The organism is Nocardioidaceae bacterium (assembly GCA_018672315.1).
Lineage (GTDB): Bacteria > Actinomycetota > Actinomycetes > Propionibacteriales > Nocardioidaceae > TYQ2.
Genome location: CP076053.1, coordinates 1,597,689 through 1,621,007 on the forward strand (window position 1 = coordinate 1,597,689; position 23,319 = coordinate 1,621,007).

The 23,319-nt window shown below is 73.0% G+C and carries 23 protein-coding genes; 13 read left to right on the forward strand and 10 right to left on the reverse strand.

The features are described from left to right. The first annotated feature begins 105 nt into the window (after nt 1–105). Genes KLP28_07525 through cobS form a run of 6 tightly spaced genes read left to right on the forward strand, consistent with a single transcriptional unit; the run spans nt 106 to nt 5,719 of the window. Nucleotides 106–1,464 carry a cobyric acid synthase gene (locus KLP28_07525; GenBank protein QWC87078.1) on the forward strand — a complete coding sequence of 453 codons (1,359 nt, stop codon included), beginning with the start codon at nt 106–108 and terminating at the stop codon, nt 1,462–1,464. Nucleotides 1,465–1,482: 18 nt separating this feature from the next. Beyond that, a complete protein-coding gene (locus KLP28_07530; protein ID QWC86515.1) occupies nt 1,483–2,175 on the forward strand; it encodes an adenosylcobinamide amidohydrolase in 693 nt (230 codons plus the stop codon). A 19-nt stretch (nt 2,176–2,194) separates the two neighbouring features. Then, on the forward strand, nt 2,195–3,235 hold the full coding sequence (cbiB, locus tag KLP28_07535; GenBank protein ID QWC86516.1) for an adenosylcobinamide-phosphate synthase CbiB: 1,041 nt from the start codon (nt 2,195–2,197) through the stop codon (nt 3,233–3,235). Then, on the forward strand, nt 3,232–3,783 hold the full coding sequence (gene cobU, locus KLP28_07540; GenBank protein QWC86517.1) for a bifunctional adenosylcobinamide kinase/adenosylcobinamide-phosphate guanylyltransferase: 552 nt from the start codon (nt 3,232–3,234) through the stop codon (nt 3,781–3,783). Before cbiB ends, cobU begins: the two co-directional genes overlap by 4 nt. Then, a complete protein-coding gene (gene cobT / locus KLP28_07545) occupies nt 3,780–4,925 on the forward strand; it encodes a nicotinate-nucleotide--dimethylbenzimidazole phosphoribosyltransferase (GenBank protein ID QWC86518.1) in 1,146 nt (381 codons plus the stop codon). Before cobU ends, cobT begins: the two co-directional genes overlap by 4 nt. Continuing rightward, entirely contained in the window at nt 4,922–5,719 is a 798-nt protein-coding gene (cobS, locus tag KLP28_07550; protein QWC86519.1) for an adenosylcobinamide-GDP ribazoletransferase, read from the forward strand. Before cobT ends, cobS begins: the two co-directional genes overlap by 4 nt. Nucleotides 5,720–5,743: 24 nt before the next feature. Here cobS and KLP28_07555 read toward each other — a convergent pair whose 3' ends face one another. Beyond that, nucleotides 5,744–6,235, reverse strand: coding sequence for a hypothetical protein (locus tag KLP28_07555; GenBank protein ID QWC86520.1), 492 nt, complete (start codon nt 6,233–6,235; stop codon nt 5,744–5,746). Nucleotides 6,236–6,413: 178 nt separating this feature from the next. Between KLP28_07555 and katG the strand changes: the two genes are divergently transcribed. Next, a complete protein-coding gene (gene katG / locus KLP28_07560; GenBank protein QWC86870.1) occupies nt 6,414–8,615 on the forward strand; it encodes a catalase/peroxidase HPI in 2,202 nt (733 codons plus the stop codon). A gap of 98 nt (nt 8,616–8,713) precedes the next feature. Here the strand turns inward: katG and KLP28_07565 are convergent, their stop codons facing one another. Together KLP28_07565 and KLP28_07570 are read right to left on the reverse strand one after the other, a co-directional pair. After that, nucleotides 8,714–9,334 (reverse strand): LysM peptidoglycan-binding domain-containing protein, encoded by a 621-nt coding sequence (locus tag KLP28_07565; protein ID QWC86521.1) that lies wholly within the window; start codon nt 9,332–9,334, stop codon nt 8,714–8,716. A gap of 206 nt (nt 9,335–9,540) precedes the next feature. Next, on the reverse strand, nt 9,541–10,260 hold the full coding sequence (locus KLP28_07570; GenBank protein ID QWC86871.1) for a transglycosylase family protein: 720 nt from the start codon (nt 10,258–10,260) through the stop codon (nt 9,541–9,543). A gap of 164 nt (nt 10,261–10,424) precedes the next feature. On the opposite strand from KLP28_07570, the gene KLP28_07575 reads away from it, so the two are divergent. After that, on the forward strand, nt 10,425–11,459 hold the full coding sequence (locus tag KLP28_07575; protein QWC86872.1) for an aldo/keto reductase: 1,035 nt from the start codon (nt 10,425–10,427) through the stop codon (nt 11,457–11,459). 3 nt (nt 11,460–11,462) lie between these two features. Here the strand turns inward: KLP28_07575 and KLP28_07580 are convergent, their stop codons facing one another. The 5 genes from KLP28_07580 to KLP28_07600 form a co-directional block, all read right to left on the reverse strand. Further along, the gene (locus KLP28_07580; GenBank protein QWC86522.1) at nt 11,463–11,870 is read right to left on the reverse strand and encodes a hypothetical protein; all 408 of its coding nucleotides are present in this window, start codon (nt 11,868–11,870) and stop codon (nt 11,463–11,465) included. Between the two features lie 72 nt (nt 11,871–11,942). Continuing rightward, entirely contained in the window at nt 11,943–12,587 is a 645-nt protein-coding gene (locus KLP28_07585) for a hypothetical protein (protein ID QWC86523.1), read from the reverse strand. Between the two features lie 36 nt (nt 12,588–12,623). Further along, nucleotides 12,624–13,778 carry a prolyl oligopeptidase family serine peptidase gene (locus KLP28_07590; protein QWC86524.1) on the reverse strand — a complete coding sequence of 385 codons (1,155 nt, stop codon included), beginning with the start codon at nt 13,776–13,778 and terminating at the stop codon, nt 12,624–12,626. Then, nucleotides 13,775–14,716: an NADP-dependent oxidoreductase gene (locus tag KLP28_07595; protein ID QWC86525.1), complete on the reverse strand. Its 942-nt coding sequence runs from the start codon at nt 14,714–14,716 to the stop codon at nt 13,775–13,777. Before KLP28_07595 ends, KLP28_07590 begins: the two co-directional genes overlap by 4 nt. A gap of 72 nt (nt 14,717–14,788) precedes the next feature. After that, complete coding sequence (locus KLP28_07600) at nt 14,789–16,120, reverse strand: MATE family efflux transporter (GenBank protein ID QWC86526.1); 1,332 nt, start codon at nt 16,118–16,120, stop codon at nt 14,789–14,791. Nucleotides 16,121–16,153: 33 nt separating this feature from the next. On the opposite strand from KLP28_07600, the gene KLP28_07605 reads away from it, so the two are divergent. Next, nucleotides 16,154–17,131, forward strand: coding sequence for a nitronate monooxygenase (locus KLP28_07605; GenBank protein QWC86527.1), 978 nt, complete (start codon nt 16,154–16,156; stop codon nt 17,129–17,131). Between the two features lie 97 nt (nt 17,132–17,228). Here the strand turns inward: KLP28_07605 and KLP28_07610 are convergent, their stop codons facing one another. Further along, entirely contained in the window at nt 17,229–18,302 is a 1,074-nt protein-coding gene (locus KLP28_07610; protein ID QWC86528.1) for an alkene reductase, read from the reverse strand. 143 nt (nt 18,303–18,445) lie between these two features. Here KLP28_07610 and KLP28_07615 point away from each other — a divergent pair, with 143 nt between their 5' ends. The 4 genes from KLP28_07615 to KLP28_07630 all read left to right on the forward strand — a co-directional run bounded on the left by KLP28_07615 (nt 18,446) and on the right by KLP28_07630 (nt 22,241). Next, nucleotides 18,446–19,456, forward strand: coding sequence for an aldo/keto reductase (locus tag KLP28_07615; protein ID QWC86529.1), 1,011 nt, complete (start codon nt 18,446–18,448; stop codon nt 19,454–19,456). Next, a complete protein-coding gene (locus KLP28_07620) occupies nt 19,453–20,178 on the forward strand; it encodes a hypothetical protein (GenBank protein ID QWC86530.1) in 726 nt (241 codons plus the stop codon). The genes KLP28_07615 and KLP28_07620 overlap by 4 nt, the downstream gene beginning before the upstream one ends. Nucleotides 20,179–20,239: 61 nt before the next feature. After that, nucleotides 20,240–21,568 carry a TrkH family potassium uptake protein gene (locus tag KLP28_07625; protein ID QWC86873.1) on the forward strand — a complete coding sequence of 443 codons (1,329 nt, stop codon included), beginning with the start codon at nt 20,240–20,242 and terminating at the stop codon, nt 21,566–21,568. Further along, nucleotides 21,561–22,241: a TrkA family potassium uptake protein gene (locus KLP28_07630; GenBank protein ID QWC86531.1), complete on the forward strand. Its 681-nt coding sequence runs from the start codon at nt 21,561–21,563 to the stop codon at nt 22,239–22,241. Before KLP28_07625 ends, KLP28_07630 begins: the two co-directional genes overlap by 8 nt. On the opposite strand, the gene KLP28_07635 is transcribed toward KLP28_07630, so the two are convergent. Next, nucleotides 22,233–23,312, reverse strand: a complete 1,080-nt coding sequence (locus KLP28_07635) for a YihY/virulence factor BrkB family protein (protein ID QWC86532.1) — start codon at nt 23,310–23,312, stop codon at nt 22,233–22,235. The two genes, KLP28_07630 and KLP28_07635, sit on opposite strands and share 9 nt — an antisense overlap. Nucleotides 23,313–23,319: the final 7 nt, after the last annotated feature.

The window sequence follows — 23,319 nt, forward strand, 5'->3', positions numbered from 1 at the left end:
GTCGTCGGTGCCACGAGCAGCGCCGGCAAGTCGACCGCGGCCACGGCCCTGTGCCGGGCCTGGTCGCGGCGTGGGCGGCGGGTGGCGCCGTACAAGGCGCAGAACATGTCCAACCACGCCGCCGTCACGGCCGACGGCGGCGAGGTCGGGCGGGCGCAGGCGATGCAGGCGTACGCGGCCGGGGTGCCGCTGGACCGGCGGATGAACCCGGTGCTGCTCAAGCCCGCCGCCGACGGCACCAGCCACCTCGTCGTCCTCGGGGAGGAGGTGGGTCGCGCCGGGTCGCGCGGCTACCGCGAGCAGGCGCGCGACCTGCGCGGGACCGTGCTCGACGCGCTGGTCGGCCTGCGCAGGGAGCACGACTGGGTGGTCGCCGAGGGCGCCGGCGGCGCCGCCGAGATCAACCTGCTCGACCGCGACCTGGTGAACCTGCCGCTGGCCGCGGCCGCCGGCATCCCCGCGGTGCTCGTCGTCGACGTCGACCGCGGCGGGGCGTACGCGGCCGCGTACGGGACCCTCGCGCTGCTGCCCGGGCACCTGCGCCGGACGGTGCGCGGGGTGGTGTTCAACCGGATCCGCGGGGACGCGTCGCTGTTCGCCGACGGGTTCGCGGCCTTCGAGGAGGTCGCCGGGGTGCCGGTGCTGGGGGTGCTGCCGCACCTGGGCGAGCGCCCGATGCTGGGCGCGGAGGACTCGCTCGACCTCGACGCGGCGTATGCGCTGGGTGAGGCCGACGGCGGGCACGGCGTGGACGGTGCCGACCCCCTGAGTGTCGCCGTGCTGCGTCTGCCGCGGCTGGCGAACCCCTCCGACCTCGACCCGCTGGTCTGCGAGCCGGGCGTCGCGGTGCGGTGGGCGACCCGTCCCGCCGACCTGGCCGGCGCCGACCTGGTCGTGGTGCCCGGCAGCCGCGCCACGGTCGCCGACCTGGACTGGGTGCGCGCCCGTGGCCTCGACCGAGCCCTGCGCGACCTCGCCACGACACCGCACGGCCCGGTGCTGCTCGGCATCTGCGCCGGCCACCAGATGATGGGCGCGATGATCCACGACGACCTCGAGTCCGGACGCGGCAGCGTGCCGGGGCTCGGTCTGACCCCGGTGGTGACGACGTTCCGTGCGCCGAAGATCGTGCGGCAGGTGGGCGCCGGGTGCCCGGGCGGCTACGAGATCCGCTGGGGGCGCCCCGACCCGGACGCGTACGCGAGCGCCGACGGGTCGGTGCGTGGCACCAGCATCCACGGCTGCCTCGACGACGACGCGACCCGGCACGAGCTGCTCGCCGCGGTCGCTTCACGGCGGGGGCGTCCGTGGCCGGGCTCCGACGTGTGCTTCGCCGACCTCCGTGACCGCCACATCGAGGAGCTCGCCGACTGGCTCGAGGCACACCTCGACCTCGAGGTGCTCGACGACATCGCCGCGACAGCGGTCGCGGTCGGCTCCGAGCCGGGGTGGGACGCACCGTGACGGCCCGGTGACCGCCCCGTGACGGCGTACGGACTGCTGCCTCCTGACCGGGGAGCCGATCACCGGGGCGTCCTGTGGTGGCGCTTCCCGACGCCGCGACCGGTGGTGTCCACGGCCGCGGTCGGTGGTGGCCTCGGCGAGACCGCGTGGGTGCTCAACGTGGGCGTCGATCGGGACTACCGGCGGACGGACCTCGACGCCCACGCTGCACAGATCGCCGCCTCGGCGGACCTCGCAGGCCCCGGGATGGCGTTGTTCACCGCGGCGGCCGTGGAGCGGGTGACGTACGCGACCGAGCCCGGACTGCCCGGTGGGCAGGAGGTGCAGGCGTGGGCGACCGTCGGGGTCACGCGCCCGACCTGGCCTGCCGACCGTGCGGCACTGCCGGGTGCGGGGGAACGGCTGCCCGGCACGATCAACGTCGTCGTGTTGGTGCCGGCGGCGTTCACCGCGGCGGCGTTGCTGCAGCTGAGCCACACCGCCACCGAGGCGCGTGCGCAGGCGTGCCTCGAGCACGGGGTGGCCGGCACGGGCACGGCGAGCGACGCCGTGGTGGTCGCCGGGCTGCCCCCGTCGACGTCGGCGTCGACATCGGTGTCGGGGCAGGACCTCGATCCCTTCGGCGGCGTGCGCTCGTGGTGGGGCGCGCGCGTGGCACTGGCCGTGCACGCCGCGGTGACCTCCGGCCTGCGGGGGGCGTCCGATGGGTGAGGAACGGAGCGCCGGCGGAGTGTCTGGACACGCAGCCCTCGTCGAGCCGCTGACCACCCCGCCTCAGTGGTACTCACGTCAGGATTCCGGCGGCCTCCGGCTGACGTACGCACCACCGAGGACAGCGAGGCGGGTCCGGCACCGTGCCGGCTGGGTCGCAACCGGCCTCCTCCTCGACCGGCTGCTCGGCGAGCCGCCCACACAGGTCCACCCCGTGGTCGGGTTCGCCTCGGTCATGGCGCGGGTGGAGCGGCTCACCTACGCCGACGGGCGAGCCGCCGGGGCCGCGTACGCAGGGGCCGGGCTGGCGCTCGGACTGCTCGCCGGCCGGTTCACCCCTCTCGGCCCCGCGGTCGCCGTGGCCGTGGCCGGGCGCATGCTCCGCGACGCCGGCGACCAGGTGGCGGACCCCCTGCTCCGGGGTGACCTCGACGCCGCCCGCGCGGCGCTGCCGGCGCTCGTCGGTCGCGACCCCACGCAGCTCGACGCGTCAGGCATCAGCGCAGCCGCGATCGAGTCGCTGGCCGAGAACACCGTCGACGCCGTCGTCGCGCCCGTCGTCTGGGCGCTGCTCGCGGGGGCGCCGGGCGTGATCGCGCACCGGGCGGCCAACACGATGGACGCGATGGTGGGTCACCGCTCGGTGCGGTACGCGCGCTTCGGCACCGCCGCTGCGCGGCTCGACGACGCGATGGCGTGGGTGCCTGCCCGGCTCACGGCGGTGCTGGTGGCCGGAGTACGCCCGCACCGGGCCCGCGCGGTCGCGCGCTGCGTACGCCGCGACGCCCCCGCCCACCCCTCGCCCAACGCCGGCGTCGCCGAGGCCGCGGCGGCCGCAGCGCTGGGCGTCGAGCTCGGCGGCCCGCTCACCTACGCGTACGCTGACGGCTCCGACGCACGCGTCGAGCAGCGGCCGCGCCTCGGTGAGGGTCCCCGCCCGACACCGGGCGACGTCGCCCGGGCCCGACGGCTGCTCGACCACGTGGAGCTGGCCCTGGTGGCCGGTCTCGTCGGGGTCGCGCTGGGGTCGGCCGTGGGACGGGGCAGGGTGCACCCATGAGCCTGACGTTCCTCACCGGCGGTGCCCGCAGCGGCAAGTCGGCGCTCGCGGTGCGCTGGGCGCAGACGTACGAGGGCCCCGTCGCCTTCGTCGCCACAGGCCGTGCCGGCGACGGTGAGATGGCCGAGCGGATCGCGCGCCACCGGGCCGAGCGTCCGGCCGACTGGTCGACGGTCGAGGAGCCCCGGGACGTCCCCGCCGCGGTCGCCGCGCTGCCGGCCGCGACCTGCGTCGTGCTCGACTGCCTGTCGCTGTGGGTCTCCACGCTGCTCGAGGACGGTCTCGACGAGGACGCCTGCCGCGACCGCGGCGAGGAGCTGGGCCGCGCCCTGGCGGCGCGGGATGCTCCGGCGTACGTCGTCACCAACGAGGTCGGTCTCGGACTCGTGCCGATGCACCCCGTGGGCCGGGCCTACCGCGACGCGCTCGGTCGGGTGAACGCAGCCGTCGCCGCGTACGCCGACCACGCCGTCCTCGTCGTCGCCGGGTGCACGCTCGACCTCGAGGCACCGTCCCCGCTCCCACCCGCGACCGGAGGATCCCGATGAGCACTCCCGACCCCCGGGCCGACCGGGCCGACCACCAGGCCGACCACCAGGCCGACGCTGCACGCGCCGCCCTCGCAGATGTCTGCGCTGCGATCGAGGCGCAGGACATGAGCCGGTACGCCGCCGCCCGTGACGCCGCGACGGCCGAGATGGACGGCAAGCTGAAGCCGCCCGGCAGTCTCGGGCGGCTCGAGACGCTCGCCGTACGCCTGGCCGGTGCGACCGGCTCGGCGACGCCGCGGGTCGAGGACCCCGTCGTCGTGGTCTGCGCCGCCGACCACGGCATCACCGCGCAGGGCGTCAGCGCGTTCCCGGCCGAGATCACCGGCTTGATGCTGCGCAGCTTCGCCACCGGCGGCGCCGCGGTGAACGTGCTCGCCCAGCAGGCCGGCGCACGCCTCGTGGTCGCCGACCTCGGCACGGTGGCGCCGCCGGAGCTTGGACCCGACGACTCGCCGGTGCTCGACCTGCGCGTCCGCGCCGGCACCGCCGACAGCACCGTCGAGGAGGCGATGACCAGGGAGGAGGCCGAACGGGCGCTCGCCCACGGCATCCGGCTCGGGCGCCGCCTCATCGGCGAGGGCGCCGACCTGCTTGTTCTCGGGGAGATGGGCATCGGCAACACCACGACCGCCGCGGCGCTGTCGGCCGCGCTGCTGGGACGGCCCGCGGAGGCCGTGTGCGGACGCGGCACGGGCGTCGACGACGCCGGGTACGCCCGCAAGGTCGCCGCCGTGCAGGCCGCGCTGGACCGCCACGATCTGGGGCCCGACCACGGGGCGGACCCCGTGACGGTGCTCGCGGCCGTCGGCGGTCTGGAGATCGCGGCGCTGGCCGGCGTCGTCCTGGGCGGGGTCGAGGCCGACGTGCCCGTGCTGCTCGACGGGTTCATCACCGGCGCGGCGGCTCTGGTCGCGCAGGCACTCAGCCCGACCTCGACGCGGGTCATGATCGCGGGGCACCTCTCGGCCGAGCCCGGGCACGCGCACCAGCTCGAGGCACTGGGTCTGGACCCGCTGCTGCGCCTGGACCTGCGCCTGGGGGAGGCCTCGGGCGGGTGCCTGGCGGTCCCGCTGGTGCGTGCCGCCGCCGCAGTGCTGGCACAGATGGCGACGTTCGCGAGTCTCGGGCTCGCGCCGTGAGCGCCGCCGGGCTGGTGCGACGCGAGCTGGGGGGCGTACGCGACGCCGCGACGCTCCTGACCCGGGTGCCGGTCGGCGGGGGTGCGGGCCGCCCCGAGGTCGCTGCCACGTGGTTCCCGCTCGTCGGGGCCGCCGTCGGGATCGTCGTCGCGTCGGTGCTGGTGCTGGCGTCGACGGTGCTGAGCGCGTTCGAGGCGGCGGTGCTCGCAGTCGTCGTCGAGGTGCTGCTCACCGGGGCCCTGCACCTCGACGGTCTCGCCGACACCGCCGACGGCACCGCCGGGCGCGACCCCGAGCACCGCCTGCGGATCATGCGGGACCACGCCATCGGCGTGTACGGCGCCCTCGCCGTCGGTCTCGACCTGGCCCTGCGGGTCGCGGTGCTCGCGGGGCTCGTCGTCGTGGGACTGCCGGCGCCGTCGGTGGTCGTCCTGGTCGCGGCCGCGTACGCGCTCTCGCGCTGGTCGCTGCTGCACGCGGCGCTGGTGCTGGGCTACCCGCGGGAGGCGGGCACGGGCCAGGGACTCGTCGAGGGCCTCACCGCGGGGCGCAGCCGCGCCGCCACCGGCGTCCTGCTGGTGCTGCTGCTCGCAGCGGGGGCCGTGCTGGGTCTGCCCGGGCTGGTGATCCTCGCCTGGTCGTGGGTGATGGCGCGCGCCGTGTCGGTGCTGGTCGCCGCCTGGGCACGGCTGCGGCTCGGGGGGATCACGGGCGACGTGCTCGGGGCGTGCGTCGAGCTCACCCTCGCCGTCGTGCTGGTGGTCGCTGCGGCTCTGCTGCGCGGGGCCTTCTGACCGCGGTCGCGTACGCGGTCGCGCTCACCGCCGCTCGTCGTCGTCCAGCAGTCCCATGTCGTCGAGCTCGGCCAGGAGTCCCGAGGCGCCCGCGTCTCGCTGTGAGGCGCGTCCGCGGCCGACCGAGCGCGGTGCGGCGGCCGGCTCGGCCTCGCGCGGCGCGTACGGGTCGCCGCGTCCGGCCCGCCCGGTCACCTGTGACTGCTCTGCCGCACCGCCGCGAGGACGGGCCGCGAGCACCAGCACGACCCCCACGGCCAGGATGCCGACGCCGATCCACGAGACGGGGCTGAACGCGAGCTGGAACGCCCAGCGGGTGAACGCCCCGACCAGGCGCGCGGCCAGCCCGGCCACGCCGACGGCCAGCAGGCCGAACGGGATGAGCGCCCAGCCCGTACGCCGCAGGCCGTCGCGCACCCGGCCGGAGCTGAAGGCGCGGAGCGCCAGGGCGCCCCCGAGGACGCCGAGCACGACCAGACCGCCGGCGAGGATCGGCTGCAGCACGTAGTACGACATCAGGGTGTCGCCTCCTCGGCGGTGTCTTTTCTTGATCCGTTCCAGAAAACGCGGGAGGGTGAGCGCGTACCGCCTGCCCACCAGGGTAGGCGGCTGAGACCACCCCGTCCGTCCCTGATCCCCACCGCGAGAGGACCGTCTGGTGTCTGCCGAAGACCACGTGACCGTCGAGAGCAAGATGAGCAAGGAGGAGGCCGCGGGCTGCCCCGTCGCCCACGGCCGCATGAGCCATCCCACGGAGGGCTCGTCGAACGAGCGCTGGTGGCCCGAGTCGCTCAACCTGAAGATCCTGCGCAAGCACTCCGAGGTCGCGGACCCGATGGACCCCGACTTCGACTACGCCGCGGAGTTCGCCACCGTCGACCTCGACGAGCTGCGCCGTGACATCGAGGAGGTCATGACGACCTCGCAGGACTGGTGGCCGGCCGACTTCGGCCACTACGGCCCCTTCTTCATCCGCATGGCCTGGCACTCCGCCGGCACCTACCGCGTCGCCGACGGCCGTGGCGGCGCCGGGGCGGGCATGCAGCGGTTCGCGCCGTTGAACAGCTGGCCCGACAACGCCAACCTCGACAAGGCCCGGCGCCTGCTGTGGCCCGTGAAGCAGAAGTACGGCCGCAAGCTCTCCTGGGCCGACCTCATGGTCTTCACCGGCAACTGCGCGCTGGAGTCGATGGGTCTGGAGACCTTCGGCTTCGCCGGCGGTCGCGCCGACGTCTGGGAGCCCGACGACGACGTCTACTGGGGTCCCGAGACCACCTGGCTGGGCAACGAGCGCTACTCCGGCGACCGTGAGCTGCAGGGTCCCCTCGCCGCGGTCCAGATGGGTCTTATCTACGTCAACCCCGAGGGCCCCGACGGCAACCCCGACCCGCTCGCCTCGGCGCGCGACATCCGCGAGACCTTCGGCCGCATGGCCATGAACGACGAGGAGACCGTCGCGCTCATCGCCGGTGGTCACACCTTCGGCAAGACCCACGGTGCGGCCGACCCCGGCGAGTACGTCGGCTTCGAGCCCGAGGGCGCCGACATCGAGGAGCAGGGCCTCGGCTGGAAGAACACGTACGGCTCGGGCAAGGGTCGCGACACCATCACCTCGGGCATCGAGGTGACCTGGAGCCAGACCCCGACGCAGTGGTCCAACAAGTACTTCGAGAACCTCTTCGGCTACGAGTGGGAGCTCACCAAGAGCCCCGCCGGCGCCCACCAGTGGCAGCCGAAGGACGGCGGCGGTGCCGGCACCGTGCCGAACCCCGAGGACGGTTCGCTGTCGCGCCCGCCGACGATGCTCACGACCGACATCGCGCTGCGTGAGGACCCGGCGTACGAGCAGGTCTCCCGCCGCTTCCTGGAGAACCCCGAGGAGTTCGCCGACGCGTTCGCCCGCGCGTGGTTCAAGCTGACCCACCGCGACATGGGTCCGATCCAGCGCTACATCGGCGACGAGGTGCCCAGCGAGGAGCTGCTCTGGCAGGACCGCGTGCCGGCCGTCGACCACGAGCTCGTCGACGACGCCGACGTGGCCGAGCTGAAGCGGCGCGTGCTGGATTCGGAGCTGTCGGTCTCGCGGCTGGTCGCCACCGCGTGGGCCTCGGCCTCGACGTTCCGCTCCAGCGACAAGCGGGGCGGCGCCAACGGCGCCCGCATCCGCCTCGAGCCCCAGTCGGGCTGGGCGGTCAACGACCCCGACGAGCTGGCCCGTGCCCTCCGTGTGCTCGAGGGCATCAAGGCCGACTTCGACGGCCAGGACGGGCCGAAGAAGATCTCGCTGGCCGACCTGATCGTGCTCGCCGGCTGCGCCGGTGTCGAGCAGGCCGCCCGCGACGCCGGGCATGACATCACCGTGCCCTTCACCCCGGGTCGCACCGACGCCAGCCAGGAGCAGACCGACGTCGAGTCGATGGCGTGGCTCGAGCCGATCAACGACGGCTTCCGCAACTTCCTCGGCAAGGGCGACATCCTCCCTGCGGAGTACCGTCTGGTCGACCGGGCGAACCTGCTCGGCCTGAGCGCTCCGGAGCTGACCGTGCTGGTCGGCGGGCTGCGGGTGCTCGGCGCCAACTCCGGTGAGTCCACCCACGGGGTGCTCACCGAGCGCGTCGGCACGCTGACGAACGACTTCTTCCTCAACCTCCTCGGCGGTCACGTCGAGTGGAAGCCGTCGTCGAGCGAGCCCGACGTCTACGAGGGCCACGAGCGTGGCTCCTCGGAGGTCCGGTGGACCGGCACCCGCAACGACCTGGTCTTCGGCTCGAACTCCGAGCTGCGGGCCGTCGCCGAGGTGTACGCCAGCAGCGACGGCGGCGAGAAGTTCGTCCGCGACTTCGTCGCCGCCTGGGACAAGGTGATGATGGCCGACCGGTACGACCTGACCGACTGAGGTCCCGACGCGACGAGCGCCCCGTTCCCGTGCAGGGAACGGGGCGCTCGTGCGTGCGCGAGGCTCGTGGCTGGTGCGTCGTACCTCGTGCCGGTTCGTCAGCCGGGGATCTGCAGCGTCTGCCCGACGTAGATCAGGTTCGGGTCCGACACCGTGTCGCGGTTGACGGCGTAGACGTCGCGCCAGCTGGTGCCCTCGCGTGCGGCGATGCGGGCGAGCGTGTCACCCGCCTGCACTACGTAGTTGATCGTGCCTGCGCTGGTGGTGCTCCCCGACGATGACGAGGCCGAGCGGTCTCCGCCGCGGCTCGGGCGTACGTCGCGGTCGCCGCCCCCGTTCCTGTCCGCCTGCCCGAGGCCGAGCTTCGCCGAGCACGCCGGCCAGGCGCCCCATCCCTGGGTGTCGAGGACGCGCTCGGCGACCGCGATCTGCTGCGACTTGCTCGCGAGGTCGGCGCGGGGCGCGTACGCGAGGCCGCCGAAGCCCTCCCAGGTGGGCTGGTAGAACTGCAGCCCGCCGTAGTAGCCGTTGCCGGTGTTGATCGACCAGTCGCCGCTGGACTCGCACTGCGCCAGGCGGTCCCAGGTCGCGGTCGACGCGGCCTCGGCAGGTGAGGCCAGCAGGGTCGGGGCCGCGGCGAGGCCGGCGACCGCGGCGGCTCGGCCGGCCATGCCGATCCGGCTGCGGTGAGGGCGGGTGGTGGTGTCGTTGATCTGCACGTGGACTTCCCTGTCCGGCGCCTGCGGTCGCCGTCCTGGCGCCCGCGTACGTCCCCCGAGCCCGCCCGGTCCGGAGTCGTCCGTTCGATGTCAGGTCACGACCCGGGCGGCGGGCGGGCCACGGCGGCCCGGGTCTCGACCAGATTACGGAACGGTCACGGGAGCGCCGCACAGCGCGGTGAACCGGTCCATGCCGAGGGGGCCACCTATCGGCGCTTCTTGCCCTTCTTGCCCTTGGCCTTGTTGCCCTTGGCCTTCTTCGCCGTGGCGGTCGCCTTCCTCGCCTCGGCGCGCGCCTCCTGGGCCTTCGCCTTCGCCTTCTTCGCGGCGGCACGCGCCTTGCGCGCCTGCGCCTTCGCCTTCTTGGCGGCTGCCTTCGCCTTCTTCGCCTTCGCGGCGGCCTTCTTGGCGGCGGCCTTGGCCTTCTTCGCCTGCGCTGTCGCCTTCTCGGCCTTCGCCCGCGCCTTCTTCGCCTTCGCCTCGGCCTTCTTGCCGTCGGCCTTCTTGACGTCGGCCTTCTTGGTGCCGCCGGCCTTCCTGCCGTCCTTCTTAGGCTCCGGCTCGCGCAGCCCGAGCTTGAGCGAGCAGGCCGGCCACGCCTTCCACCCCTGCACCTTCAGCACGCGCTCGGCTACCGTGATCTGCTCGGCCTTGGTCGCGCGGTGCGCCTTGCGGGCGTACGCGAGGCCGCCGAAGTCCTTCCACGTGGGCTGCCAGAACTGCAGGCCGCCGTAGTAGCCGTTGCCGGTGTTGATCGACCAGTTGCCACCGGACTCGCACGACGCGACGCGGTTCCAGGTCTTGGCCGGCGCCGCCTCGGCGGGCAACGCGACCAGGGCGGAGAGGGTGGCGAGGACGAGCGTGAGCAGGGCGTTCACGACGAGTCGGGCGTACGGCACACGTCGTCGGCTCGGTGCGTGCACGATGGGTCCTCCCGGGATCCTCAGCAGCGACGGTCACGAGGAGATTACGAACCGGGACGGTCGAATGTCGGCGAATCGACAGATCGACCCCAGATCGTCGGGATCGCGGCGGACTGTCCACGGGACTCACCGGGCACGGTCGAGACATGACGATCGAACCCTCCGCCATGCGTCCCCTCGGCCCCACCGGCATGCAGGTCTCGCCCCTGTGTCTCGGCGCCATGATGTTCGGTGCGTGGGGCGAGAAGGATCACGACGTCTCGATCTCGATCATCCACTCGGCCCTCGACGCCGGCCTGAACTTCATCGACACCGCCGACATCTACGCCCGTGGCGAGAGCGAGACGATCGTCGGCAAGGCGCTGAAGGGTCGGCGTGAGGACGTCGTGCTGGCCACGAAGTTCCACGGGCCGATGGACGTCGACATGGGCGAGACCGGCAACCCGCTCTACCGGGGCAACTCCCGCCGCTGGGTCGTGCAGGAGGTGGAGAACAGCCTCCGCCGGTTGCAGACGGACTGGATCGACCTCTACCAGGTGCACCGTCCCGACGGCATCAGCAGCGACGAGGAGACCCTCGCCGCCCTGACCGACCTGCAGCAGCAGGGCAAGATCCGCGCGTTCGGGTCCTCGACCTTCCCGGCCCACCACGTCGTGCAGGCGCAGTGGACCGCCGAGCGACGCGGGCTGCGGCGCTACGTCACCGAGCAGCCGCCGTACAGCCTCCTGGCCCGCGGCGTCGAGGCCGACCTGCTCCCGGTGGCGCAGCAGTACGGCATGGGTGTGTTGCCGTGGAGCCCGTTGAACGGCGGGTGGCTGACCGGCAAGTACCGCAAGGGGCAGGACGCCCCCGACACCAACCGGGCCCAGATGATGCCGGACCGCTTCGACTACTCCACACCCGAGAACGCAGCGAAGCTCGACGCGGTGGAGCAGCTGGCCCAGCTCGCGGACGACACCGGCATCACCCTGATCCAGCTCGCCCTGGCCTTCGTCATGCAGCACCCGGCGGTGACCGCGCCGATCATCGGCCCGCGCACGCAGGAGCACCTCGACAGCCAGCTCGCCGCGCTCGAGGTGACCCTCGCCGCCGACGTGCTGGACCGGATCGACGAGATCGTCCCGCCCGGCCGCAACCTCGACCCGGTCGACGCGGGCTTCGTGCCGGACCCCGTGCAGGACGCGAGCCTGCGGCGACGCTGAGGCTCAGCTGCTGCGATCCTCCGGCGGTGCCTCGTCGGGGCGTCCCGGCTCGGTGTAGGTCTCGGCGCGCGTGTCGACCTCCGGGTCGAGCCGGTCGGCCTCGGCGAGGTCGTCGATCTGCCGAGCGCGCAGCTGCGCGGCCTCGGCGTTGAGCCTCTGGGCGCCGGCCTGGAGGTTCTCGGCCTCACGCCGGGCGGCCTCCGCGGCCCGCTCGGCCTCGATGGCCTCGCTCTCGCGCTGCGCGATCTCACGGTCGGCCTCACGCGCCTGCGTACGCAACGCCTCCGCGCGTGCCTGCCGCCCGCGCACGGAGCGGGACGCGGCGAACCGGACGGCGTACGCGATGCCCGCCGCGAGGACGAGCACCACGAGCACACCGCCGACGACGTACATGACTCCGGAGAGATCCACGTGCTGCTCCTACCCGAAGGGCCGGGACGCGCACCTGCGCCTCGGCCCTGTCGTCGATCGGTGGGATGAGGGTCAGATGCGGTCGCGCACCTCGTCGGAGACGCGCTGCGCGTCCTCCTGGGCCTGCTGCTTGCCCTGCTCGAGGTCCTCGCGCACCTGCTCACGCTGCTCCTGCGCCTTGGCGTAGGAGTCCTCGAGGATCCGTCGCGCGACGTCGCGGCCGCCGAGACCGAAGGCCAGGGCGAGGCCGAGGGCCAGCGCACCCATGACGGCGGCGAAGGCGATCGTCACGATCTCCTCGGCGATCTGCAGCTGGTTCAGGATCATGAAGAAGGCGATCACCATGACCAGGGACGGCACGACGCTCGCCACGATCTTGCCGGTCGGGGTGTCTCCCATGACGCGGACGACCGCGGCCGCGACGCCACCCGCCACGAGCGCGGCGACGACGAAGATCAGGATCGCGGCGATGATGTTCGGCAGGTAGCCGACCACGCCCTCGACGAACGCGGAGACCACGGAGATGCCCAGCGCGCCGATGGCGGTCACGATGAAGAAGAAGATCAGGTAGAAGACGACGCTGCGGATCCCGCGGGTCGGGCTCGCACCGGGCATGAACTGCTCGACCTGCTCGTGCGCTGCCGACTCGTGCAGGCGCCGGTCGAGGCCCATCCGGTCCAGAGCCGTGCCGATGGCGGCCGCGACCCGCCGACTCACGGCTTGAGCCTATGGAGTGCAACTGGTTGGGGCGCGTCAGAGCTCACGATCGAAGAAGTCGATGAGCCGGTCCATCGCGGCGGGGAAGGCCGGCCCGAACGCGTGCCCCTCGTTCGGCCACCACTCGACCTCGGTGTCGACGCCCTCCGCGCGCAGCGCGCGTGCGGTGTCGCGTGTCCACTGCGGCGGGCAGGTGTCGTCCAGTCGGCCGTGCTGGATCTGCACCGCCGCCTCGACCCGGTCGAAGTAGTTCACGGCGTTGACGCCCGGCCAGAACTGTCGGCCACGCGGCGTGCCCGGCAGGCCGTACTCGGATCGGATGAAGGAGACGAGCTCGGAGTCCGCGCCGTCGTCGAGCTGGAACTGCTGCAGGTTCTCGCTCTCCTTGGAGCTCACCGGCGCCCAGGCGGAGGCGGCCCCGACGATGTCGGGCCGCATCACCAGCGCGCGGTAGACGACGCCACCGCCCATCGAACGACCGAAGAGCCCGATCCGGTCGTCGTCGATGCGCCCGAGGCGTTCGCCCTGCAGCGAGCGGGGCGCCTTGCGCAGTGCCTGCACCGCGTTGATCGCGTCGATGGCGTAGCCCAGGCGCACCTGGCGCTCCGCGTTCGTGTCGCTCGAGCCGGCATGGTCGCGGTAGTCGGTGTGCAGGGCGACGTACCCGCGCTCGGCGAGGTAGCCCCGCTCGCGGGTCATGCCCTGGCCCTGCACGTAGATGTCGGGGTCGATGTAGCCGTGGGCCAGCACCGCCGCCGGGAACGGCCCCGGCCCCTGGTTGCGCGGCACGTTCAGCACGCCGGTGACACGGAGGCCGTTGCTGCGGTAGACCACGTCGTAGGAGGCGTACGCGGAGGTCTGCTCCCGGGTGCCGGTGATGCGCAGTCCGCCGCCGCGCATCGGCTTGCGGGCGAAGGACGGGATCGAGACCTCACCGCGCGGAGCCGTCTCGAACGGGTCGTCCGGCTCGGGTGACCCGGTGGGTGACTCGGTGGGTGACTCGGCGGGCGACTCGGTCGGTGACGGTGTGGCCGAGGGGCTGGCCGAGGGGGCGCCGGAGTCCGACGACGGTGCGGACTCGGATGTCTCGGCCGGACCGGTGCCACCGGTGCCATCAGTGTCCGCGGTGCACGCGGAGGCCGTCAGGGCCAGCGCAGCGAGCAGCACGCCTGGGGTGCGGCGCCGCCTCACGGGACCAGCACCACCTTGCCGCGGGGGGACCCCTCGCGCTGGTGGGCATGGGCGGCGGCCGCCTCGGCCAGTGGGAAGGTGCGGTCGACCACGACCTCGAGGTCGCGGGCCTCGACGGCGGCGAGGAGCTGCGTACGCGCCGCGCTGCGGATCTCGGCGCCGTCGCCGCTGCCGTCGAGCACCTGGAACCCGTCGGCCTCAGCCCGCCCGAAGGCGGCGATGCTCGCGATGCGGTCGCGGTCGTCGACGACGGTGAGCGAGACGTCGATCGCCTCGTCGGTGCCGACGCAGTCCAGGGCGGCGTCGTAGCCGGCCGGGGCGAGGTCGCGGACCCGCTCGAGGAGCCCGTCCCCGTACGCCACCGGGCGGGTGTTGTAGCCACGCAACGTCAGGAACGCGGACTCCGACGCGGTGCCGACCACACTGGCACCCCGGGCGACCGCCAGCTGCACGAGGGCCAGACCGACCCCTCCGGACGCCCCGTGCACGAGGATCGTGTCGCCGCGGCCGACCTTCGTCGCCTCCAGCAGGTGTACCGCGGTGACGCCGGTGAGCATCAGCCCCGACGCGGCCTCGAAGGACAGCGACGACGGCTTGTGCAGCACGTCGCCGGCGTCGAGGGCGAGGTGCGTGGCCTGGGCGCCGGCGGGGCCGTACGCGATGACCTCGTCGCCCACCCGCAGCTCGCCGGTGGGCCCGGTGACGTCACCGTCGCCGACAGCGATGACGACGCCGGCCGCCTCCCAGCCGATCCGCAGCGGCAGGGCGTCGGGGTCCTCACCCCAGGCGCCACCGAAGCGCTTGTGGTCGGCCGGGTTCAGGGCGGCGGCGCGCACCTCGACGACGACCTGCCCGGGACCCGGCTCGGGTGTCGGGATGTCGCGCAGCTCGAGGACGGCGGGATCCCCGTACGTCGGGGCGAGGACGGCGGACGGCATGGGGACTCCCGGCGGTGGACGGCACGAGCGGGTGGCTCTGCGCCCACGGTGCCCCACGCGTCCAATTCGTGCTCAGGCACCGGTCACCAGCCACCGGTCGCCGCGTTCGCGGTGCACCAGCACGACGGCGCGTGCGCCCATGAAGACCAGCGCGAAGGCCGCCCAGACCGCCACCAGCCCCGGGCCGGCACCGGCGAGCAGTGCGAGCGGGGCGTACACGAGCAGGGTCAGCAGGCCGCCCCACGCCAGGTACGGGCCGTCGCCGGCGCCGATGAGCACGCCGTCGAGCACGAAGACCACCCCGGCGACGGGCTGCGCGAGAGCCGCGAGCAGCAGCACGGGCACCAGCCGTTCCTGCACGGCGGTCTCCGGGGTGAACAGCGCACCGAGCACCGGGCTGAGCGCGGCGAGTCCGGCGCCGGTCAGGAAGCCTGCGGCCAGACCCCACTGGATCATCCGGCGGGTGTCGGCGCGCGTCGTCGTCACGTCGCTCGCGCCGAGGGACCGCCCGGTGAGGGCTTGACCGGCGATCGCGATGGCGTCGAGTGCGAAGGCCAGGGTGCTCCACAGGGTCAGGGCGAGCTGGTGGGTGGCGAGGTCGACGTCCTGGTCCGGCCCGGCGGGGCCGAGCGCGACGGCGTACGTGGTGAGCAGCAGGGCCGCCCTGAGGGTCAGGGTGCGGACGACCAGCGGTGTACCGGCCCGGGCTGCCAGCCGGATGCCGCGCACGTCGGGGCGCAGCGACGCCTCCTCGCGGAGCGCGCCGCGGACCACGACGGTCAGCAGCCACACGGCGCCGAGGGTCTGGGCGATCACGGACCCGTACGCCGAGCCCGCGATGCCGAGGTCGAGGCCGAAGACGAGCACCACGTTGAGGACGACGTTGAGGAGGTTCGTCACGACCGCGACGAGCAGGGGTGTGCGGGTGTCGAGGAAGCCCCGCAGGACGCCCGTGGCGGCGAGGATCACCAGCAGCGGGGTGACCCCGAGCAGTGCGGGGACCAGGTACGCCACCGCCTGGGCCGTCGCCTCCTCCGAGGCGCCGAACAGTCCGACGAGTGGTCCGGCGAGCACCATGCCGGGCACGGTGACGAGCACGCCGACGACGACGGCGAGCCAGATCCCGTCGATGCCGACGGCGAGCGCACCGCGGCGGTCGTCCGCGCCGAGCCGTCGGGCGACGGCGGCGGTGGTGCCGTACGCGAGGAACACGCAGACCCCGACCACCGTCTGCAGCACGGCGGCGGCGAGACCGAGGCCGGCGAGCGGGGTGGTGCCGAGACGCCCGACGATGGCGGCGTCCGCCAGCAGGAACAGCGGCTCGGCGATCAGCGCGAGGAACGCGGGGCCGGCCAGGGCTGCGATCTGACGGTCCCGGGAGGTCCACCACCGTCGCTCGCGCATGGCCCGAGGTTAGGTCCGTGCCAGGATCGGTCCATGATCCGCACCGAGTTCACCGAGATGTTCGGGGTCGAGCACCCCATCGCCTGCGGCGGCATGACCGCCGTCGGCACCGCCGAGCTGATCGCGGGGGTGGCGAACGCGGGAGCCCTCGGCTTCCTCACCGCCCTGACGCCCGGGTCGCCGGAGGCGCTGGTGAAGGAGATCGCGAAGACCCGCGACCTCACCGACAAGCCCTTCGGCATCAACCTGACGATCCTGCCGAGCATCGACCCGATCCCGTACGACGAGTACCGCCAGGTCATCGCCGAGTCCGGTGTCGGCGTCGTGGAGACCGCCGGCTCGAACCCTGCTCCGCACCTGCCGACCTTCAAGGAGGCCGGCATCAAGGTGGTGCACAAGGCCACGACGGTGCGCCACGCGCTGAAGGCGCAGTCCATCGGGGTCGACGTCGTCAGCATCGACGGGTTCGAGTGTGCGGGTCACCCGGGCAACGACGACGTGCCCGGCCTCGTGCTGATCCCGGCGGCCGCTGCCGCGTTGGACATCCCCGTCATCGCCTCGGGCGGCCTGGGCAACGGTGCGGGTCTCGTCGCGGCGTTGGCGTTGGGCGCGGTGGGCATCAACATGGGCACCCGTTTCGTGGCGACGGCCGAGGCGCCGGTGCACGAGAACATGAAGCGTCAGATCGTCGAGAACGACGAGACCGACACCGTCATCGTGTTCCGGTCCTTCGGCAACACCGCGCGCGTCGCGAAGAACTCGATCTCGATGGAGATCGCCGAGATCGGTGCCCGGGAGGACTCGACCTTCGACGACGTCGCCCACCTCGCCTCGGGCAAGCGCGCCCGCGAGGCCGTCATCGACGGTGGCGACATGGAGGGCGGCATGTGGTGGGCGAGCCAGGCGCAGGGTGTCATCGACTCGGTCGGCACGTGCGCCGAGGTCGTCGACGAGATCATGGCCGACGCCGAGCGCATCATCTCCGAGCGCCTCAGCTCCGCCCTCACCTGACGCCGAGAGGGCACAAAATCGTGCCGAGAGGGCACAAAATGACAGCCTGGGGCGTCATTCTGTGCCCTCTCGCGGAAACTTTCTGCCCTCTCGCGGGTCAGTCGTCGAGGAACGGATAGTCGATGTAGCCCTCGCCGCCGCCACCGTAGAAGGTGTCCGGGTTCGGCTCGTTGAGCTCCGCGCCCGTACGCCACCGCTCGGGCAGGTCCGGGTTCGCGATGAAGAGGCGACCGACGACGACCGCGTCGCCGAGGCCGTCGGCGAGCAGCTTCTCGGCGTCGTCGCGGGTGGTGACGGTGCCGAAGCCGTCGTTGATGAGGAACGGCGCGTCGACGCCCTCGCGGATCTGGTTGGTGACGTCGGCGCGGGGGTCGGCGAGCACGGAGACGTACGCGAGGCCGAGGTCCTTGATGCCGTCGACGACGGCACCGTAGGTGCGCAGCACGTCGAGGGGGTCCTCCTCGGTGGCGCCCTGGATGTTGTGTGCGGGGGAGAGGCGGATGCCGACCTTCTCGGCGCCGATGGCGTCGGCGACGGCGCGGGTCACCTCGATGGCGAAGCGTGCGCGGTTCTCCGGGGAGCCGCCGTAGGCGTCGTCGCGGGTGTTCGAGCCGGGGGCGAGGAACTGGTGGATCAGGTAGCCGTTCGCGGCGTGCACCTCGACTCCGTCGAGCCCGGCGGCCACGGCGTTGCGGGCGGCGTGGGCGTACTCCTCGACGACGCCGGGGATCTCCGACTCCTCCAGGGCGCGCGGCTCGGGGTGGTCCTTCTGCCCGTCGGCGGTGACCATCTGGCCGGGGGCGGCGATGGCCGAGGGGGCGACGGACTCGAGCCCGTCCTTGTTGTCGGGGTGGGCGATGCGGCCGGCGTGCATGAGCTGCGCGACGATGCGGCCGCCCTCGGCGTGCACGGCGTCGGCGACCCGGCGCCAGCCGACGACCTGCTCGTCGGAGTGGAAGCCGGGGGTGCCGAGGTAGCCCTTGCCGACGGCGCTCGGCTGCGAGCCCTCGGTGATGATGAGGGCGGCGCTCGCGCGCTGGCGGTAGTACTCGACGTGCAGGTCGCCCGGCACGCCGTCCTCGCCGGCGCGGTTGCGGGTCAGCGGCGCCATGACGATGCGGTGCGGGAACTTGCCCAGCGGGGTCTGCAGGGGGGTGAACAGGTCGGTCATGGGTCCTCCGGAGTGGGTGAAGGTGGCAACGATCGAGATCATTGCCAGCAACCGAGTCGCGGACACCGTCATTCCCGGGTGAGGTCACGGGGTGCGCAGCGTCACGGTCGTGAGAGGCAGCGGCCAGGGGGTACGAGGACCCGGTGAGTCCCGCACCCCCACCCAGCCGTCTCGGCCTCGGCCTGGCCGCGGTCGGCCGCCCGGCGTACATCACCGCCACCCGGGCCTCCCTCGGTGAGCCGGACACCGACGCCGACCGGTCGGTGACCGCGCTGCGGGACCGGAGCCACGCGCTGCTGGACCATGCGTACGCCCACGGCGTCCGCTACCTCGACGTGGCGCGGTCCTACGGCCGCGCCGAGGAGTTCCTCGCCGCATGGTTCGACGCGCGCCCGGAAGCGGCGGCGGACTGCGAGGTCGGCTCGAAGTGGGGCTACACCTACACCGGCGGCTGGCGCATGGACGGCGACGACGACGGCGCCCACGAGGTCAAGGACCTCACCCGGGGCACGTTCGACCGTCAGCTCGGGCAGACGAGAACGACGCTCGGTGACCGGCTCGCGGTCCACCACGTCCACTCCGCGACGACCGAGTCCGGCGTCCTGGACGACGAGGACGTGCTCGCAGGGCTGCGCGACCTCGCCGCGGAGGGCGTACGCATCGGCATCTCCACCTCCGGGCCCGACCAGGCCGCCACCGTCGAGCAGGCCCTGCGTGTCCCCCGCGACCCGACCCGACCGGTGGCCGACGGCGGACCCCTGCTCATCACCTCGGTCGAGTCGACGTGGAACCTGCTCGAGCCCGCGGCCGGGCCGTCCCTGGCCCGAGCGGCCGAGGCGGGCGTCCGCGTCATCGTCAAGGAGGTCGTCGCCAACGGCCGCCTCGCGCCGACCGACGAGGCTCACGCCGGCGCCGACGCGATCGCCGCCGAGCTGGGCGTCCCCCTCGACCAGCTCGCCACCCTGGCCGCCCTCGCGCAGCCGTGGGCGTGGCGGGTGCTCTCGGGTGCCGTGACGGTCGACCAGCTCGCCTCGAACCTCGCGGCCGAGCGCCTCCCGACCACCGACCTGATCCCGTACGCCGACCGCCTCGACGCCCTCGCCGAGCCCCCGGAGGACTACTGGACCGCCCGGTCGCGGAGGTCCTGGTCGTGACCGCGGCGACCCCGCGCGTGCTCGTCACGGGCTTCGAGGCCTTCGCCGGGATGGCGTCCAACCCCACCGAGCAGCTGGTGGGCGACCCCGACGGGCTGCGGACCGACGGGGTGGAGATCGTCCCCGTCCTGCTGCCCGTCAGCTTCGCGGGCGCCCTCGAGCGCGTACGCAGCGCTCTGGACGAGCACCGTCCCGACGCCGTCCTCGGCCTGGGTCTCGCGGCGGGGAGGCCCGTCATGACGCCGGAGCGGATCGGGGTCAACGTGGCGCACGTCGAGCCGGCCGTGGGCGGCCGCGACACCGACGGGGGCCACGACCGTGCCGACAACGACGGCGCCGCACCCCGGCACAGGCCGGTCGACCCGGGGGCCCCCGACGCGCTCCTGGCCACGCTCCCTCCCGACCTGCTGGTTGCGGCGCTGCGTGAGGCCGCGGTGCCCGCCGCGGTCTCGGAGTCGGCCGGCACGTACGTCTGCAACACCGTCCTCTTCGGGGTGCTGGCGCACCTGCGGGCCACGCGCCGCGGGCACGTACCGGCCGGGTTCGTGCACGTGCCGGCGACACCCGACCTGGCCGTGGTCGACCCGTCGCTGCCGAGCATGGACGCAGCACTGCTGCGCCACGGCGTACGCGCCTGCCTCGAGGCCACGGCGTCGTTCCTGTCCCATCCGCGACCGGTCCCGACACGCGAGAACGCGTCGGACCCCTCGGACATGGTCTAGCGTCGCGCTCATGGCCGAGTCCGATCGACCGGGCACCGGAGAGGGCTCGACGAAGAAGGGCATCCGCCGAGCCGGCCCCGGCCGACTCGTCGTCGGCGGGTTCGTCGGCACCAGCGCCATCGGCACCGTCCTGCTCCTGCTCCCGGTCTCGCGAGCGGGTGACGCGGGCGCCGGGTTCATGGAGGCCCTCTTCACCTCCGTCAGCGCGGTGTGCGTGACCGGCCTGATCGTCGTGGACACGCCGGTCTACTGGTCGGGCTTCGGGCAGGCGATGATCCTGCTGCTCATCCAGGTCGGAGGCTTCGGGGCGATGACGTTCGCCTCGCTGCTCGGGCTGCTGCTCTACCGCCGGCTCGGTATGCGGACGCGCGTCACCGCCGCCGCGGAGACCAAGACGGTGGGCATCGGCGACGTCCGCACGGTCGTGAAGAACGTCGCGATCACGAGCCTGCAGGTCGAGGCCGTGGTGGCGACGATCCTGACCCTGCGGTTCTGGCTCGCGTACGGGGACCGCTTCACCTTCGGCGAGGCGGTCTGGCAGGGGGTCTTCCACGCCGTCTCGGCGTTCAACAACGCCGGCTTCTCGCTCTTCAGCGACAGTCTGATCGGCTACGTCGCCGACCCGTTCATCATCGTCCCCGTCGTCGTGGCCGTGGTGCTCGGCGGCATCGGGTTCCCCGTCATCCTCGAGCTGCGGCGTCGCATCGCACCGCGGCAGTGGAACCTCCACGTACGCCTCACCCTGATCGGCACCGGCGTGCTGCTGGTGGGCGGATGGATCTTCTTCGCCGTCGTCGAGTGGGGCAACCAGGGCACCCTCGGCTCCCTGGGTCTCGACGGCAAGCTGCTGGGCTCGCTGATGCAGTCGGCGATGCCGCGTACGGCGGGCTTCAACTCCGTCGACACCGGTGCGATGAGCGACGAGGCGCTGCTCGGCACCATCGTGCTGATGTTCATCGGCGGCGGGTCGGCCGGCACCGCGGGCGGCATCAAGGTCACCACCGCCGCCATCCTCGTGGTCGCGGTCATCACCGAGGTCCGCGGCGAGCGGGACGTGACGGTCTTCCGCCGTCGGGTCGACGACGGCACGGTGCGCCAGGCGTTCACGCTCTTCGCGTTGGCCAGCACCGTCACCATCGCCGCCTCGATGCTGCTGATGGTCTTCGAGGAGGTCCGCGCGCTCCCGCTGATGTTCGAGGCGGTCTCGGCGTTCGGCACCGTCGGCCTCTCCACGGGGGTCACCGGCGGCCTCGACGTACGCGGCGAGCTGCTGCTGGTCGTGCTGATGCTGCTCGGCCGCATCGGGCCCATCACCGCGATCACCGCGCTGGCGCTGCGCCAGACGCGTCGTCACTACCGCTATCCGGAAGGCAGGCCGATCATTGGCTAGGAAGACAGCAGCCGAGGCCGACGGCGTCGCCGTCATCGGACTGGGACGGTTCGGGCTCGCGCTCGCCCGTGAGCTCGTCGCGGAGAACGTCGAGGTGCTCGGCATCGACCGGCGCGAGGAGCTCGTGGAGGAGGTCGCCCCCGAGCTGACCCACGTCGTCGAGGCCGACGCCACCGACGAGGCGACGCTGCGCGAGCTCGGCGTGGCCGAGATGGGACGCGTCGTGGTGGCGATGAGCGACCTCGAGTGCAGCATCCTCGTGTGCACCGCGGTGATGGAGCTGGGTGTGCCGACCGTGTGGGCGAAGGTCGCGAGCCGCCGGCACGCCGACATCCTCCTGAAGCTGGGGGTGAGCCATGTCGTCTTCCCCGAGGACGACATGGGCAAGCGGGTGGCGCACCTCGTCCGCGGACGCATGCTCGACTACATCGAGCTCGACGACGGGTACGCCTTCGTCAAGACGCGGCCCCCGCGCAACGTGTGCGACGTGAAGCTGTCCGAGGGCGGCTTCCGCAGCAAGTACGGCATCACGGTCGTGGGCGTGAAGCGGCCGCACGACGACTTCACCTACGCCGACGCCGACACCGTCATCAGCGTCGACGACATCATCATCGTCTCGGGCACCCGGTCCGCGGTCGAGAAGTTCGCGGACCACTCCAACCAGTCAGCCTGACCGGTCGGGGCGGTCCGGCCGCTCCTCCTCACCGGCCAGGGTGAAGCCGACCGTCGGCGGGCCCCCGATGGGCGCCATGCCGGGTCCCGGGCCGACGTCCTCGAGGTCGTGCCACACGACCTCGACGGACTCGAATCCCTTGTGCCGCTGCATCCGGGCGTAGTAGCGGTACGCCCTGCGGTCCGCCTCGGTGAGCGTCACCTCGTCGGTGAACGGCGTGAGCAGCGCCCGGGGGTAGAGCCGACGGGCCAGCACGACGCAGGTCTCGGTGCCCAGCACGAAGACGTTGGCGGCGAGGAAGAGCAGGGCCGTCAGGCCCAGGGTCAGGGCGAACACCGCGTTGACGTCGGTGACCTGGCTCAGGATGCGCGCGACGTACACCCCGCCGAGCTGCTGCAGCAGGGCGAAGCCGACGCCCACCACGGCGCCGCCCGCGACCGCGTGGGACCAGGCGACCGAGCGCAGGGAGGCCAGACGGAACAGGAACGCGACCGCCAGCGAGATCAGCGCGACCGTGCCAAGGCCGGCGCCCGCTGCGATCCAGCCGGAGAAGGACTCGAACTCGTCGGTGAGCTGCTGCACCGTCAACGACGCCGCGGAGACCAGGAGGGCGAAGAGGCCGAAGCCCGAGATCAGACCGGCGGAGCGTACGCGGCTCAGCACCGGGTTCGGGCGGGAGTTGCGCGGCTGAGCCCAGGCGACCCACAGCGTGTTCTGCACCGCCTGCCCCAGCCCGAGCACGCCGTACAGGGACGCGATCAGACCGACCGCGACGGCGCCGAAGCTGCCCTGGAGGCCGTTGGGCGAGGAGAGCTGCGTGCCGACGATCGGGAACTGCGCCACCGCGGAGTTCAGCAGCGTCTGCGCCAGGCCCGAGTCGCCGGACAGGACGAACCCGAGCAGCGTCGTGGAGAGCAGCAGCAGCGGGAAGATCGCGACGAACAGGTAGTGCGTGACGATCGCGGCGAGGTAGACGCCCTGGTCGTCGACGAACTTGTAGACGATCGACAGCGGGACCGACACCCAGCGACGCCTGCGCTGGAACCGGTCGAGGCGGCGGGTGGCGTCCACCCGCCCA

Bases quoted from the DNA above. Each gene is read 5' to 3' on its own strand.
- KLP28_07525 (QWC87078.1), top strand. From the start codon at position 106: ATGTCCAACCACGCCGCCGTCACGGCCGACGGCGGCGAGGTCGGGCGG.
- cobU (QWC86517.1), top strand. From the start codon at position 3,232: ATGAGCCTGACGTTCCTCACCGGCGGTGCCCGCAGCGGCAAGTCGGCG.
- cobT (QWC86518.1), top strand. From the start codon at position 3,780: ATGAGCACTCCCGACCCCCGGGCCGACCGGGCCGACCACCAGGCCGAC.
- KLP28_07555 (QWC86520.1), bottom strand. From the start codon at position 6,235: ATGTCGTACTACGTGCTGCAGCCGATCCTCGCCGGCGGTCTGGTCGTG.
- katG (QWC86870.1), top strand. From the start codon at position 6,414: ATGAGCAAGGAGGAGGCCGCGGGCTGCCCCGTCGCCCACGGCCGCATG.
- KLP28_07575 (QWC86872.1), top strand. From the start codon at position 10,425: ATGCGTCCCCTCGGCCCCACCGGCATGCAGGTCTCGCCCCTGTGTCTC.
- KLP28_07595 (QWC86525.1), bottom strand. From the start codon at position 14,716: ATGCCGTCCGCCGTCCTCGCCCCGACGTACGGGGATCCCGCCGTCCTC.
- KLP28_07600 (QWC86526.1), bottom strand. From the start codon at position 16,120: ATGCGCGAGCGACGGTGGTGGACCTCCCGGGACCGTCAGATCGCAGCC.
- KLP28_07605 (QWC86527.1), top strand. From the start codon at position 16,154: ATGATCCGCACCGAGTTCACCGAGATGTTCGGGGTCGAGCACCCCATC.
- KLP28_07610 (QWC86528.1), bottom strand. From the start codon at position 18,302: ATGACCGACCTGTTCACCCCCCTGCAGACCCCGCTGGGCAAGTTCCCG.